Source organism: Mitsuokella jalaludinii, assembly GCF_928722185.1.
In the GTDB taxonomy this organism is placed as follows: domain Bacteria; phylum Bacillota; class Negativicutes; order Selenomonadales; family Selenomonadaceae; genus Mitsuokella; species Mitsuokella jalaludinii.
In genome coordinates, this window is the sequence record NZ_CAKMXA010000001.1 from 1,514,577 (window position 1) to 1,530,166 (window position 15,590).

Below are 15,590 nucleotides of genomic sequence, written 5' to 3' on the forward strand. Positions count from 1 at the left end.
TGTTAAAATGGTTTTGGAGAAATCATCAACAAAGGAGCAATCACTATGGATCACATCCATTCTAACACAATTGAGGACGTACGTACACCCGGTCGCCATCTTTCTTTAGAAGAACGTGGCATGATTCAGGCTCTGCATCGTCAGGGGCATTCCCTTCGCGACATCGCTGCCGCGGTAGGATGTGCTCATACGACTGTTTTCTATGAGCTTCGGCGTGGAACGCCGGAGCGAAAAAGCAAGCACGGTCGCGCCCCTCAGTATATGGCAAAACGCGGTCAGCAGTCTTACGCAAAGAATCGCAAAAACTCCAGGAAACCTTGTAAAATCGACCATGACGACTGCGAGCCATTCATCCAATGGATGGTAGAACGAGTCCGTCTGGAACGCTGGTCACTGGATGCTTGTGTTGGCTATGCCAGGCTGAATAAGCTGTTTACGCCGGAACAGATTCCCTGTACCAAGACGCTCTACAACATGCTTTGGTCTAACAAGCTTCCACTGTCGCTCTTCGAAGTGCCGCGGGCCTTGAGACACAAGCGCCACCGCAAATGGGTGGTAAATTGCAAGTTGAATTTGAACACTCATAATCAAGAAACACACTCAATAGCATAAACTTCATCGAGGAATGCATCAAATAGTTCTGACGGTGTATGGTAGCCCAAAACACGACGTGGGCGCTGGTTCAGTGTATCTGCCGTGTTCAGGACATCCTCATCAGAGAACCGCTCCATGGACATGCCTTTTGGGATGAAATCCCTCAGTAGGCCATTGTGGCGTTCATTCTGAGCCCGTTCCCACGAACTGTACGGATGCGTAAAGTACACCTTGGTGCCAAGATGCTCGAACTGCGACAGAGTCTCAAACTCAGGACCGTTATCGGCCGTCATCGTCTTAAAAATCTGGCTGAAGCGTTCTGTGCCATACAGCTCCTGCAACTGTGCAAGAGCGGCTTCAACGCCGGCACAGGTACGTCCAGGAATGCGGATGGCGATGTAGTTGCGTGTAACCTTTTCAACAGCGGTAAACACTACTGCCTCACGGCCTGCGCGCTGACCAACGACTGTATCCACTTCCCAGTGGCCAATCTCCGTGCCATCATTGACGATGGCAGGACGTTCCTCAATGGAGCGCCCCTTCATACGCTTGTTTTTACGTACCCATTTGCGGTGGCGCTTGTGTCTCAAGGCCCGCGGCACTTCGAAGAGCGACAGTGGAAGCTTGTTAGACCAAAGCATGTTGTAGAGCGTCTTGGTACAGGGAATCTGTTCCGGCGTAAACAGCTTATTCAGCCTGGCATAGCCAACACAAGCATCCAGTGACCAGCGTTCCAGACGGACTCGTTCTACCATCCATTGGATGAATGGCTCGCAGTCGTCATGGTCGATTTTACAAGGTTTCCTGGAGTTTTTGCGATTCTTTGCGTAAGACTGCTGACCGCGTTTTGCCATATACTGAGGGGCGCGACCGTGCTTGCTTTTTCGCTCCGGCGTTCCACGCCGAAGCTCATAGAAAACAGTCGTATGAGCACATCCTACCGCGGCAGCGATGTCGCGAAGGGAATGCCCCTGACGATGCAGAGCCTGAATCATGCCACGTTCTTCTAAAGAAAGATGGCGACCGGGTGTACGTACGTCCTCAATTGTGTTAGAATGGATGTGATCCATAGTGATTGCTCCTTTGTTGATGATTTCTCCAAAACCATTTTAACATGAAGCTTCACTATGGATTTTTATTTTTTGATTAACTGTTCAAGTTCATTTTACAACTGACCCATAAATATCAGCAGCGTTGACTTCGCCTTTAATCTGCTGGGCTACTGCGTTCAGCTGATCTTCTGTAGCCGCACGGCCGGACATAAAGTTGTCCTTCACCCAGGCTGTATTTTTAAGTCCTGTAATACTCATAATCGGGGAATCAGCACTGCCATTAGCACCACCGCCAGCCTGATTTCCCAGGAAAATGCCGCCTGTATAAGTGCCGCTAGTATTGGTACCACCGACGCTGACCGTTGTGAAATTGACATCCGGTGTAGTGGCAATCTTGATATCCTTGCCGCTGGAAAGGGAAATATTATCCCCTGCCACAAAGTTCAAGGTGTTATCGGTCGGTGTGACAGTCTTGACATCCTTGCCGTTAATTTGGGCCTTCCAGCCGGAGTTAACGGTATTGGATACAGTCAGGAGTTCGTCTTCCGTCGCAGCTCTACCGCTGACATAAGACGGGTTGGCGACGTCCCAAGTCGTATTGGTCAAGCCCGTTGCATACGTTCCTGCATCTGCCTTCTGGGTGGTGTCTTTGCCATCTTTACCGTTTAAGGTCAGGGTATTCGCTGCAACAGTCCCCAAGGAGAGATTGCCAATGGAAGCCGTTCCTGCACTGCCGTCGATAGTCGCCTGATTGCCAGCCTTGATGACACCGGTCTTGCCATTCAAGGAAACCTGTGTTCCAGCATCGCTGCCCAGTGTCACGCTGTCATTCAGGGAAACCTTGTAGTCCACCGTTCCGTCGTCTGCATTGGTAGTCTTAGCGACTGTCGTATTTGTACCGTCTCCGCTGACGGTGACCGTCTTTGCGGCAATATTCTTGACATCGCCGATATTGGCGGCATTGGTGTCTGTTCCATATATCGGATTATTGGAATCATCATACCTGGATGCACCGCTCTTGACCTCAGTGATCTGCTTGCTACCACCGCTGATGCCGCTGGTGGTGACGCTGGGGCCATTTGTGATGGTCAGGCCCGTGCCGCCCAGGGTGGACGATCCGGTGGTCACATTGCCATTGCTTCCGTCAAGGGTGATGGCATTGTCACCTGTGCCAACGGTCACCTTATCCGCCGTGAGCTTGGTGTCCATCTTCACGGTGATGATGCCGTTGTCGTCGATCTCCGTGGTCAGGTTGTCCGTCTTGTAGGTATGACCGTCCTGGGCATCATTGGCGCGGACTGCCACTGTGCTGCCCAAAGCGCGGTTGACCGTCTTATAGGCGCCATCCACCTTGTTGCTGGCAGAGAAATTCAGCCCTTTGGCGATATTATTCGTATTGGTCGTAATCTGGGTCTTGTTGCTATTTACTACATCAGCGACGCTCTTCAGCTGATTCTCTGTAGCAGCACGGCCCGTGACCGGCTGGGTCTGCCCTACGGTCCATGTCTTGTTGTCAAGACCGGTGACGTAGTTCCCGCTCTTGGTGGTATCATTGCCATCCGTCTGCGTGCCCATCTTGACGCCGCCGGCCGTCACCGTATCGAGGCCGGTGATGTTCTTGGCCAGTTTCAGGGAAAGGGTGGAGCCGTTGGCCGTGACGCCGATATTACTGCCATCTGCCAGATTCGTGGCGCCTCCGGAAACGGTGAGGGTGTTGTCAAGAGCAACGCTGCCCTTTCCCGCGTCTCCGGCCAGCTTGAGGCCATCGCCGAGGGTAGCCACGGTATGAGCTGTGCCATCCCCGTCGGTATAGCTGATGCGGCCCGTGCCATTGGCGCCGGCGAGTTCCGGCGAAGCGGCATAGCCCGCCGTGATGGTCGTGGCCTTATTTTTATTTTTGCTGTCTGCTCCAACGATCTTGATGGAACCGGCTTTGCCGTTATCTGCGTCGGTCAGCGCTGTGCCTGCCGTCACCGAATCGAAGTCCGGATTCTTGTCCAGGGCAATGGACAGTCGCTGATTAGCTGCATCGGTCAAGACCTTCACATTCTGCGTGGAGTATTCTTCATCCTTCTTGGTACCGCTGCCCTGGAGCAGGAGCGTGCCGCCCTGGTTCAGGTGGACAGAGGTCGTCGTATCATTGCCCTGGAAGTTCATACCCTGGCTTGCCAAAGCTTTGAGCTGAGCCACATTGACAGCATCAGAGTCCTCGGAACCGGCGGCCAGATTCGTGATCTGGCGGCTGATGGTCTTGTTCGCTCCGGCTTCAGCTGCGTCAGTTCCGCCCAGGGAAACAGCACCGGAAGTGGACACCCAGGTCGCTGCCTTGGCTGCATTGGCGGGATCTGTCATATCCGGCGCTAAATAACCGGTAGATCCCTTTTCCCGGTTGGCTACAGAGTGAGCACCCAAGGCTATGCTGCCTTCTTTATTGGCCTGCGCACTGGTACCAAAAGCCGAGGATTCTACTGCACTTGCCGTAGCCGAATAGCCGTAGGCGGCCGAACCGGTTTCTGCTGCGCCAGCACCATAACCAACGGCTACAGCACCGCCATGGTCGGTAGACTCTACATCTGTATTCTTCGTACCGGCCTCAGCGCCAAGGCCCATGGCAACGGAGTAATTGCCGCTGGCATTGGTGCCGTTGCCCACAGCTACCGACTGCGTGCCGGCTGCTTCATTGCCATAGCCGATGGCCAGAGAATTCAGGCCTGAAGCGGAGCTGTTGACGCCCATGGCCAGGGATAGATTCCCCTGTGCCGTGGTGCCCACGCCAAAGGCCATGGAAGCCGAGCCCGTGGCACCATCATTGTAGTAATTGGCCAGTGCTCGTTCTTTCACCGGCGTTATCGGATTGCCATCATCATCTTTATTGGCCGTCTTGATGCTCAGGAAGTGGCGGCCTGCCTGTTCCAGCTGATCTTCCGTAGCTGCCCGGCCGGTCACATAGTTGCCCGGCGTCCAGGTCTTGTTGGAGAGACCCGTCACAAAGGATCCTTCTACAGTAGCCCGGGTGGACGTGAGTTTCACCGTACCGTTATCATTCATTCCGTCAGGCTTGTCATACGTATAGGTGAAGTTCTGATTGCCGATCTCGACAGCGCCCACCTTGGCCACGCCCGTCGTCCCATTCAGCGAGATGTAGTTCTTTGCATCCGTGCTGAGGCCGACGGAAATGGTGCCTGCCGTGCCGTCGAGCACCACCTGTTTCGCGCCGGTGGTGTCCGTACTCTCCTTCAGCGTGACCTTTGGCTTCAGGCTGATGGTCGTAGTCTGTACGCCGGCCTTGTCCGTGGTTTCTTCTGCATGAACGTTGACTTCATCGCCCTTAACCTTGATCTGGTTCTTGGCCGTTGCCACTGCCTCTGCCTTGGCGTTCTTGAGCTGTTCCATGACGACGACATCGTGGTCATCGATGCCATCAGCTACATTGACGAGACGGTTGTAGGCAGCAGAGTCATATTTGTTTTCTGTAACCGTATGGTTCTGATAATCTACGGTATAGTAAACATCCCCTGCCTGATGACCAAACGATACAATACGCCCTTCTGTATCCGCTGTGCGAGATGCGTCGATCACAGAGGCCGTGGACTCATAGCCGATGGCCACGCCATTGGCCATCGTGACCGTAGCCTGTTTGCCGGCGGCCAAACCGCTGGCAGCCTTTGCACTGGTACTGCCGCCGGCAATGCCGACGGAATAGTTGCCCTGCACCGAAGACGAGACGCCGCCAATGGCGACGGAATCCTGACCGATGCGGAAAAAGGGATCTTTGCCCTGATCGGCCGGATACTGGTTGCCATTTGCATCGGTCAGGTAATTTCCCTTATCATCGACGGCCACCTTGCCCGCCACATTGCCGGTACCGCCAATGACGATCGAACCATAGCCGAATGCTTTATTGCCGGTACCGCCGCTGACTGTGGCAAAATCACCGCCAGCCTGATTCTGTGCACCGCCGGCAACGCTGGCTCCCTTGCCAGTAGCCTTGTTCTGCCCACCGCCGCTGACGCTGGAGTCTTCTCCAAAGGCCTGGTTATCCGTACCACCGCTGACGCTGGAATTTGTCCCTTTGGCATGGTTTTTCGAGCCGCCGCTGACACTGGAATAATTCCCCTCTGCATGGTTGACAAAGCCGCCGCTGATTGTAGCATCTTCACCCTGTGCAGATGAAGTATCACCACTTTCTGTACCACCGCCGCCAATGACCTTGCCTGCTGCGGCAGATGCTGAAGCTGCCGATCCGAACAGCACGGCTGCGCCCAGGCTCATGGCCAGCATGGTGCGCTTGGTGGTCGACGGTGCCAGGTGAGCCGACTTCTTCTTGCTGTGGGAGCTTGCGCTCTCTGAGACGACGACGTAGCAATTCTTGACCTGGCTCCAGACAACTTGATAAATACGATTCATAGAGTTCCTTCCTTGTACTTCTGTACACGCAGCCAAATAACCCCCGGGTGTATGTATATTCATTCATCCTATACATACTGGCATAGAAACACGGACGTGATATCTGCCTGCTCAGCGCGCTTGAAGGATCTCCACATCCTGCTATCAAGCGTTCGATGCGATAAGCGACAGGATATCCCAATCTTCTCCTGTATTCCTTATATAAATGCAACATTTTCCCAATGATATGCAACCAAATACAAACTCGCGTTCCGTATATATAACAGTATGGCTAGGTATGGATTAATGTTGCATGGAATCTATCTACACTATATCGCAAGGTAACTCTTGAATCAAGTTTTTGGTAATATTAATTTTTATTTTCTTTTTTCTATCTTCGCATTGTATATTTACATATCTTTTGTAATTTCTCTCAAATAATCAATGAGCTGCTGCTCGTCCTCGTAGACCTGGCGGCCCTTCTTGGTGACGATGCCGGAATTGATGTAGAAGGGCTTCTCGAGAGAGACGGCGACGAGGTTCTCGTCGGGGAGCACTGCCTGGCGGGCGAGGAACGTCGAGCAGATACCGCGCTCGACGAGGTTCTTGATCGTGTGGAGGTACGGCGAGAAGTGGATGATGTGCGGCTTGCAGCTGTGCTGGGCATAGAGGTCGTGGACGATGCGATAGATGAAGTAGTGGCTGTCGAGCATAACGAGCTCTTCATCGGCAAGATCGGCGAACGAGACGGCCTTGCGCTTGGCCAGCGGATGGGACGGGTACGTGACGAAACAGCATTCGCAGTCGTAGAGTTTCTGGTAATGGAGCTTCTGGCTGAAGCCTGTCGTGTAGTTCGTCAGGGCGATGTCGAGTTTCTCGTCCTCAACCATCTGCAGAGCGCTGATGCCGCCCGACTCGATGATCTCGAGCTTGATCTGCGGATGCGTGCGACGGAACTCGCCGAGGATGCGCGGCAGGAAACGCGTGCCGATCTGCAGCGGCAACGCCATGCGGATGTGATTGCGGTTGTGCGCCATGTCCTGGATCTCCAGTTCGAGCTGGTCCATCTGGCTTAAAATGTGGTTGACCTTAACAAGTAACTTACTGCCCTCCGGCGTCACGACGAGCTTCCGGCCTTCGCGGTGAAACAGGTTCAGCCCCGTCTCTGCCTCGAGCGTCTGCATCGCCACGCTGATCGTCGGCTGCGAGACGTGGAGATGCTCGGCGGCCTTCGTGATATTCTGCCACTGGCAGACCTCATAAAAATAACGCATCTGCGTCAATGTCATCATGATACGATTCACCTTTCCTGATAAGCGAGAAGCGCGCCGCGCTCAACCCATGCACTTCTCTTTCTTTTCATTGCGATTCTGTCACACTCTATTATAGCATGAAGCTATGAATGCTCGCTGTAAGAAAGGACACCATTTATTTTTTGTTTACTGCTTATTTTCTAATAAAAAAAGAGCATCCCGCAGTCAGCGAGATGCTCTTGATTGAGTTCACGAATCATGAGGCATATGCTGTTATTTCTTGCGCGTGTCCGCTGCCTTGCATAGGCCGTCGGCCCAGTCGAAGAGCTCTGCGAGGTCGTAGTCGCCGGCATGGCCCTTGCCCCACGGCGAGGCGAAGTCAACGTCATAGCCGCTGTCCTGCAGCTTCAGGGCCAGCAGCGCGGGGACGGCCAGGCTCGTATCGCGGTCCTTGGCCCCGTGGCGGATGCGCCAGTGCGGTGCGACGGTGACATCCTGCTGGCCGATGAAGTACATGGGGTTCATGCGGCGGACATCATCCCACGTCGCCATGGTCGCACCGGCTTCCTTATCGCGCGTCAGCGAGAAGCCTGTGAAGTGGCGTGGCGTGTTGTCGGTCGTGCCGAATTCATCGTTCTCGGCAGAGCTGCGGTCGAACTTGTCGAAGGCCGGCGCTGCCTTGAGGCGCGTCGCCCAGGCGGCATACTTGGCAAGATCCACATCTTTGACCATGCCGTTCTCGATGGTTAGCCAGTCGAGCGCTGAGAGGTCTTCGCCCGCATCGAGCGCCGACTGCGCCGAAGCGGCGTAGACCGACTTGATGTAGTCGGCGAAGCTGCCCGTGCCGTCCTCGTCGAGCGTCAGCGCGCGCCCCTGACGGTCCTTGAGGCCCAGGCTGTTGACATAGGCGGGGAACAGCGCCTTGAGCTGTGCGGAGGCCACGCGCTCCTCCTGCGTCATCTCTGTCGCGGTGCTGCTCTCCGTCGGCGCATTGTCGGGGCGGTCCGTCACAGCGCTGCTGTCGCCCTGGACGACAGGTCCCGGGCCGAGCGGCACCGTCTTGCCGCCCACCTGGAGGCTTCCCGGCATGAAACCTGCCTTCAGCGGCAGCAGCGGGCTCATCGGCACGCTGCTCTGATATGCTGTATTAACGCCGTTGAACATCCACTCGTAGGCCATGTCGGCATGGTCGAGGTTCGTGATCGGGCAGTAGGCCATCGCGGCGAAGATGTCGTCGCGCTCATTTGCCGCGCCGACGGCCCGGAGCTCAGCATCGTACTCCTTGCTGTTGCCCGTGGCGCCGAGCAGAGCCGAGAGCGCGCCGCCCGCGCTCGTGCCGTCCGAGATGATCCTGTCGGTGTTGCCGGCCGGCAGGCGATGGCGGTTGTAGCGCAGGTAGCGCACGGCCGCCTTGTAGTCGACGAGGAAGGCCGGCGCCTTGCCGACATACGTCTTGCCGTCATCGCCGACCGTCGTGCGGCCGCGAATAGCAGGGGCCGCCACGACGTAGCCCTTCGAGAGAGCGACGAGCGAGGCATTGGCCCCGCCGCTCATGCGGTCACTGGCGCTCGGCTCCTTGCTCTCGCCCGGCATGTAGCCGCCGACGCCATTGGGCAGGAAGATCGGCGCGGTCTTCGCCGTGTAGCCATTGACTGTGCCGCCCTTCTGGAAATACGCCTCGGGGATGAAGATGCTCATGGACTCGGAGGCGACGGAAGCCGGCTTTGCGGTATAGACGACATCGCGGTAGGCGCGGAATGCCACCGCCTGTCCCTCGAGCTTCAGCGTCTCCTTCGTGTAGTTCTTCGCATTGAACTTCAGGCTGTACTTCGCCTGCTTTACCTTGATTGGCGCGTCTGCCTTGACGGTCTTGGCCGTGGTGGCCGCCGCGCTGCTCACTGCCTGCGGAGCAGGCTCAGCTTCCGGCTGTGCCGCAGCATCGGCAGCAGCAGCCTGCGTCACACCCAGAGTCCAAGGCATGGTCAGGGCACTGACAGCCAGAGCTGTCAAGACGTATTGCTTCAAGTTCATAGATATCCCCATCCTTTCATGATTATCATGACAAAAAGAAAACCGCTTTTCTTTGCAGAACAGCGGTCTTTAATTCTCGTATTTCAACGTAATGATTTCGCCAGAGCAGGGGCGTTTTCCTTCTCCTGGACGCCTCGGGAGCGAATTTATTTCCTGGTACACAAGCATCAGGTATTCTTGGCGATGACAGCGCCGACGACGGCACCGAGGATGGCGGCCGTCGTGACTTCACCTGTCGAGTGGCCCTTCGAGGACTTCTCTGTGCGGCGGTGCTCGCGCTCCCAGCGCTCATGTGCTTCATGGCGCTGCTTCTCGACCTGGCGGTCATGGCGCGAATGCCAATTCGAGTCCTCGTAGTGATGCGAGGCTGCTTCTGCGGGGACGGCCAACGTCGTGCTCAGCACGCCAAAGCTCATGATACCGGCCATCAGGGCGGCCATGCCTTTTTTCCATTTCATCATGATGATCTCTCTCCTCTCTTGCGAGCGAGTCTGTATCTCGTTTGATGCTTGTATTATAGGCAAACCGTCTTGTATTCCCTTTAAATAGAAGTTGAATTTCCGTTAAATTAATTGACTCAGTCAAAAAGATTGCAGGAAGTGCTTGGCGACAGCCGAGAGGTAGCGGCTGCGCGGCCAGATGGCGGCCAGTCGCGTTTCCAGGGACGGTTCATCAATGCGCTTGACGTGCAGATGGTTGTGGGCCGCGAGGTTCACGGCAGCGGCCGGCGCGATGGCGACGCCGAGGCCGGCGTTGGCCCAGAGGATCGTTGTGCGCGCATCGTCGTTGCGGCAGACGACATCGGGCGTAACGTCGTGTGCGGCAAAGGTATCCATGAGCAGCTGCTCAAAGCGCCGGTAGAGGATCAACGGCCTTCCCGGCATTTCCTCCACGCGGATCGATTCCCGCTCCGGGGCCCAGTCGAGGTCCTCCGTCATCGCGACGATCATGGGCTCCGGCTTCCGGTATTTGCAGTTGAAATGCGCGGCATTGAACGGCGTGCGCACGATGGCGATCTCGATGAGCCCCTTTTCCAGCAGCTCGATGAGCTGATACGTATTGCCGTCGTGGATCTCAAACTGGACGCGCGGATACGTCTCCCGGAAGGCGCGCATGCCCTCCTGGAGCAAGATGCCGCCGGAGGACGAGACGGTGCCGAGGGCCAGCGTCCCGCTGAGCCCCTGCTTGAAATCCCGCAGCTCTCGCTTCGTCGCCGCGGCCATCTCGAGGAGCTCCTCGGCGCGCGCGGCGAAGAGCCTGCCGGCATCCGTCAGCTCGATGTGATGCGGGCCGCGGCTAAAGAGCGTGAGCCCGAGTTCTTCCTCGAGCAGCTTCATCTGATTGCTCAGCGGCGGCTGGGCCATGTGCAGCCGCCTCGCGGCAGCCGTAATCTGCCGCTCCTCCACGATCGCCATGAAATAACGCAATTGTTTCAAATCCATAATGGTTCTCATTCCTCTCTCTTGCTGTCGTCCTGCAGCCGTATGCCCACGCGCGTCAGGTAGCCGCGCGGGTCGGCCGTGCTGAGGTCCTCCAAGATGCTCTCCTCATACGAATAGGCACCGGCATGCAAGGCCGGATGTGATTGCAGGTAGTCGCGGAGCCTGTCGTAGGCGGCGCCTGTCTTCATGTAGTCGCCGCGGAAGTACGTGACGAGGTAGCGCCCCGCCGGCCGGACGAACAGCACATCCGGCGGCACAGTTGCCACGCTGCGCGTCGTCACGGTGAAGAAGCGCGATAGGAGATGGCCATCGCCTTCGAGGAAATCCGCCCGCCTGACCATGGCGCCGAAGACGAGGCCGGAATTCAGACCGTGCTCCATGATGTAGCGCATGTGCGCCATGAGCGCGCGCTCGATACCGGCGTGGTCCTCCTTGAACATCATCTGCCGGACCGGTCCCGAGCAGATCAGATTGGCCTCTGGCCACGGCTCGATGCGGATGGTGTCACAGCAGATGTCCTTGGCGAGCACGAGCATCTGGCGCTGGTTGTGCACGATCTCCTTCATGTACTGCAGCTTCTGGATCTCCGCGTCGAGCCAGTCTTCCTGCTCGGCCAGCAGGCGGCTCAGACGCTCGGGGCTGCGGTGGCGCATATAGTCCTGGATCTCGGAGAGCTCCAGCCCCATCTGGCGCAGCAGCCGTATCATAATGAACGGGTAGAGCTGGCGCGCCGAATAGTAGCGGTAGTGGTTCTCCCCGACGTGGTCGGGCGAGAAGATGCCCTGCTCATCGTAGTAGTGCAGCGTCCTCTTGTTGACGCCGCAGAGCTTTGCGAACTCCCCGGTCTGGAAGTTGAGACCGCCTTCCATACTTCATGCCCCCTTGACTTTACAGTTACTGTATACTCTACCATGAGTATAGGACATTTTTCTGAAAGGATCTTGATAGATATGACAACGACTACGACAAAAGACAGACAAGCTGCACAGATTGCGCGAACGAAGCGGGCAGAGCCGGCATCGCCGCTCGCCCGCCATTTCACCCTCAGGAGCCTGCTGCGCTTCGCCGCGCCGTCCATCGGCATGATGATCATCATCTCACTCTACACGGTGACGGACGGCATCTTCATCGGCCGCTTCGCCGGCAGCGATGCGCTGGCCGCCTCGAACATCGTCTACCCCGTCATCAACCTCGTGCTCGGCCTCGCGATCATGCTGGCCTCGGGCGGCTCGGCCCTCGTCGCCAAGAATCTCGGCGAAGGGAAAACGGCGGCTGCACGCCGCCGCTTCACACTGATCACCGTGACTGCCATCGCGCTCGCCTCGGCCCTGGCCATTCTCGCCGTTGCCGCAGGAGATGGGCTGCTCTTCCTGCTCGGCGCTTCGCCAGAGCTGCTCGCGGACTGCCGCAGCTATCTCTACGCCCTGCTGCCCTTCTTCCCGTTTGCCGCGCTGATGATCCTCTTCAACGCATTCTTCATCGCCGACGGCCGGCCGATGCAGGGCTTCCGCGTCTCTGTGCTGGCGGGGCTGACGAACGCCGGCCTCGACTACCTCTTCCTCGCCCACCTCGGTCTCGGCGTCTTCGGCGCCGGCCTTGCGACGGGCATCGCTGACCTGCTCTCCGCCGTCATCGGCCTCGCCTACTTCTGGCGCAGCAGCCGGACGCTCCGCTTCACTAAGGCGCCGCTCGAGTGGCGCGCGCTCGGCCAGGCCATGTACAACGGCAGCTCGGAGCTCGTCACGCAGCTCTCCGTCGGCATCACGACTTTCCTGTTCAACATCCTGACCTTCCGCTACGCCGGTGCCGACGGCGTCGCCGCCATCTCCGTCATCCTCTACGCCGAGATGCTACTGACGGCCATCTACATGGGCTTCACGAACGGTGTCGCTCCCGTCTTCTCCTACCGCTTCGGCGCCAGGGATTTCGGAGAGCTGCGCCGCCTCGTGCGCCTCAGCCTGATGGCCATCGCGGGCGGGGCGCTGCTGTCATTTGGGCTATCCCGCCTGCTCGCAGGACCCCTAATCTCTCTGTTCCTGCCGCAGGGCGGCCACGTCTACGAGCTCACGCACCAGGGCTTCCTGCTCTTCTCACTCTCGTTCCTGCTCTGCGGCTTCAACCTCTTCATCTCAGGCTTCTTCACAGCCATCTCCGATGGCCGCACCTCGGCCCTGATGTCATTCGCGCGCAACCTGCTCGGCATCGTCATCTTCCTTCTGACCCTGCCGCACCTCTTCGGACTGCGCGGCGTCTGGCTCGCCGTGCCGGCCGCCGACATCACAGCCCTGATCTTCGGCCTCTTCCTGCTGGTCGCCAGGATGCGCGACTTCAGCGCCAGAGCGCTCTATCATCACCGCCATCACACACCAGGGCGTGTTTCACGTGAAACATCGTATCGCGCCGACTGACGCAGCTCGTTGTTTCACGTGAAACAAAAAATCAGCCTTCCCGCCGAAAAGCGGAAAGGCTGATTTTTTTATGTGCAGACTCTCAGGCTTTGGCGCCCGTAGAGTACATCGGGATCTTTTCCGGATTGTCCTTGATCGTCCAGACACCGCACGGGCAGACGCCGGCGCAAATGCCGCAGCCGATGCAGCGCTTCGGGTCGCTCGTGTACTCGATAGTGCCATCCTCGTGCTCGATGCGGTTGATGGCCTTCTCCGGGCAGGACTCGAGGCACATCTTGCAGTCGCGGCAGGTGCCGCAGCTCACGCAGCGCTTGTAGTCGCTGACCGGGTCGCCGAGCTCGCAGTGGTGGCACTTCTCGAAGTATGCCTTCGAGAGGCGCTCTGCCGGGACCTGCTTCTTCTCGGGGAATGCCTTGTACTCCTTGCCCATGACGTACTGGTCGACGTACCAGGCAGCCTTGCGGCCGCTGCCGATGGCATCCGTCAGACGGCCCGGCTTGATCGTATCGCCGGCCGTGAAGACGCCGTCCGCGATGGAGAGGTCTTTCTTCGGCACGAGCCAGCTCTTGCGGAAGTACTCGATGCCCTCGTCCTCCGGCAGGAAGTCGAGAACAGGCTCCTCACCGATGGAAACGATGACCTGGTCGGCTTCGATGAAACGGCCGTCATTGCCGTAGACGCCCTCCGGCGTGATCTTGCTCGTGAAGAACGGCCAGACGATTTTGCCGCCGAGGCCCTCGAAGTAGGCGATTTCCTTCTCGAAGGCAGCCGGCTTCTGGACATCGACTGCGATGACGGACTCAGCGCCCATCTCGTAGGCGCCGCGGCACGTATCCATGCCGGAGTTGCCGGCGCCGATGACGACGACCTTCTTGCCCGTCTTCGGGTGCTCGCCACGGTTGATGGACTTGAGGTACTCGAGGCCCATCGTCAGATGCTCGACGCCCTCCCACGGGAAGAAGCGGGTCTTCGTGCCGCCCGTCGCGACGACGACGGCGTCGCTCGCTTCGCGGATCTTGTCGAACTTCTCACGATCGACCCTGCAGCCCTCGACGAACGTGACGCCGACGCTCTCGATACGCTTGAGCTCGAATTCGAGCAGCTCGTGCGAGAGGCGTCCGCGCGGGATGACCTGCTCGAGCTTGCCGCCGATGCTATCTGCATCGTCGTAGACCGTGACATCGTGGCCCTTGCGGGCGAGCTGCCAGGCCGTCGAGAGGCCGGCGACGCCGCCGCCGATGATGCCGATCTTCTTGCCCGTCTTCTCCTTCGGCGGCTCTACCTTCGCAAAGGCGGAGCTGTAGCCGAGGTCGCCGATCTGGATCGGCTCATCGATCGTGCCGCGCGTGCAGGCATCCATGCAGGGGTTCGGGCAGACGGAGCCGCAGACGCAGCCCGGGAACGGCGTGTAGTCGAGTTCGAGCTGGATGGCCTTGTCGAGCTCGCCGTTGCGGATGTACTTGTAGCGCAGCTGCGTCGGGATGCCCGTCGGGCAGTTGAACTCGCACGGTGCGGCGTACGCTGCATTGTCCCAGCTCGGCACACGCAGGCGGTAGAGGCCGTGCGAGATCGTCGTGTGGACGGCGAAGTCGTCGTGTGCGACATCCGAGAAGATGCCGCCCTTGACCCACTCGTGCAAGCGGAAGGAATGGAGGTCCGGCGCCGGTTTCGGCTTGCGCTCAGCAGCCGTCAGCGGGCGCAGCTTGTGCCACTGGCTCCAGTCCGTGAGCTCGGCCTTGAGCTCCGGGCGCTCGATGTGCGCGAGGAATTCATCCATGCCGCCCGCGAGGAAGGCAATGTCGTCCTCGTCGAGAGCCGAGCAGATGATGTCAGCCGGATGCGTACCGATCGGGCCGCGCACGTAGACCGTGCCGCCGACCATGCCGACGCAGGCGCGCTCGCCGAGCACCGAGTCAAACTCGGCGCTGTCGTAGCCGCAGACGACGGCCTTGCCGCCGCCCATGAACTCGAACGAGAACGAGCCGACATTCTTGAGGATCCAGAGCTCCGGCTCCTCGTAGAGCGGGTCGTGCTTCATCAGCGAGCCCGTGCGCGTGCCGCCGCGGCCGCCGATGAAGATCTTGCCGCCCGACGAGCAGTGGCCGGCCGTGTCACCGGCATCGCCCTTGACGGTGATGATGCCGCCGGCGTTGAGCCAGCCGACATCTGCCGACGTCGACTCCTCGATGACGATCTCCGTGCCCGGCAGGCACATCGAGCCCGTGCGCTGGCCGGCGTTCCAGACGTGGAAGTGCAGCTTCTTGCCTTCCGGATGCCAGAGCGGGCCGCCGATGTCGTGCTGGCCGGAGGCCTTGATCTCAAAGTCCGTCTCGCCCTGCTTGACGGCTTCGCCGATGGCCAGGAGCAGGTCCTGGGTGGACATGCGTTCATGCCCTTTCATGGTATCTATCTTAAACATTAAGC

10 protein-coding genes are annotated in these 15,590 nt (G+C 58.4%); 2 read left to right on the forward strand and 8 right to left on the reverse strand.

Features of this window, described 5'->3' with window-relative positions:
* Positions 1-45 precede the first annotated feature (45 nt).
* The gene (locus QDI87_RS07120; RefSeq protein WP_278742702.1) at positions 46-612 is read left to right on the forward strand and encodes a helix-turn-helix domain-containing protein; all 567 of its coding nucleotides are present in this window, start codon (positions 46-48) and stop codon (positions 610-612) included.
* Here the strand turns inward: QDI87_RS07120 and QDI87_RS07125 are convergent.
* The 7 genes from QDI87_RS07125 to QDI87_RS07155 all read right to left on the reverse strand — a co-directional run bounded on the left by QDI87_RS07125 (position 588) and on the right by QDI87_RS07155 (position 11,627).
* Positions 588-1,664, reverse strand: coding sequence for an IS30 family transposase (locus tag QDI87_RS07125; protein WP_255241125.1), 1,077 nt, complete (start codon positions 1,662-1,664; stop codon positions 588-590). The two genes, QDI87_RS07120 and QDI87_RS07125, sit on opposite strands and share 25 nt — an antisense overlap.
* Positions 1,665-1,754: 90 nt before the next feature.
* Positions 1,755-6,053 (reverse strand): ESPR-type extended signal peptide-containing protein, encoded by a 4,299-nt coding sequence (locus tag QDI87_RS07130; protein ID WP_278742704.1) that lies wholly within the window; start codon positions 6,051-6,053, stop codon positions 1,755-1,757.
* A gap of 389 nt (positions 6,054-6,442) precedes the next feature.
* Complete coding sequence (locus tag QDI87_RS07135) at positions 6,443-7,321, reverse strand: LysR family transcriptional regulator (RefSeq protein ID WP_278743376.1); 879 nt, start codon at positions 7,319-7,321, stop codon at positions 6,443-6,445.
* 237 nt (positions 7,322-7,558) lie between these two features.
* A complete protein-coding gene (locus tag QDI87_RS07140) occupies positions 7,559-9,316 on the reverse strand; it encodes a subtype B tannase (RefSeq protein WP_278742706.1) in 1,758 nt (585 codons plus the stop codon).
* Between the two features lie 167 nt (positions 9,317-9,483).
* The gene (locus QDI87_RS07145; protein ID WP_055160434.1) at positions 9,484-9,777 is read right to left on the reverse strand and encodes a CbtA family protein; all 294 of its coding nucleotides are present in this window, start codon (positions 9,775-9,777) and stop codon (positions 9,484-9,486) included.
* 120 nt (positions 9,778-9,897) lie between these two features.
* Positions 9,898-10,758 carry a LysR family transcriptional regulator gene (locus QDI87_RS07150; protein ID WP_055160436.1) on the reverse strand — a complete coding sequence of 287 codons (861 nt, stop codon included), beginning with the start codon at positions 10,756-10,758 and terminating at the stop codon, positions 9,898-9,900.
* Between the two features lie 8 nt (positions 10,759-10,766).
* Positions 10,767-11,627: a MerR family transcriptional regulator gene (locus QDI87_RS07155; protein ID WP_278742710.1), complete on the reverse strand. Its 861-nt coding sequence runs from the start codon at positions 11,625-11,627 to the stop codon at positions 10,767-10,769.
* Between the two features lie 81 nt (positions 11,628-11,708).
* On the opposite strand from QDI87_RS07155, the gene QDI87_RS07160 reads away from it, so the two are divergent.
* Positions 11,709-13,166, forward strand: coding sequence for an MATE family efflux transporter (locus tag QDI87_RS07160; protein WP_278742712.1), 1,458 nt, complete (start codon positions 11,709-11,711; stop codon positions 13,164-13,166).
* Between the two features lie 82 nt (positions 13,167-13,248).
* On the opposite strand, the gene QDI87_RS07165 is transcribed toward QDI87_RS07160, so the two are convergent.
* A complete protein-coding gene (locus QDI87_RS07165) occupies positions 13,249-15,585 on the reverse strand; it encodes an FAD-dependent oxidoreductase (RefSeq protein ID WP_278742715.1) in 2,337 nt (778 codons plus the stop codon).
* Positions 15,586-15,590: the final 5 nt, after the last annotated feature.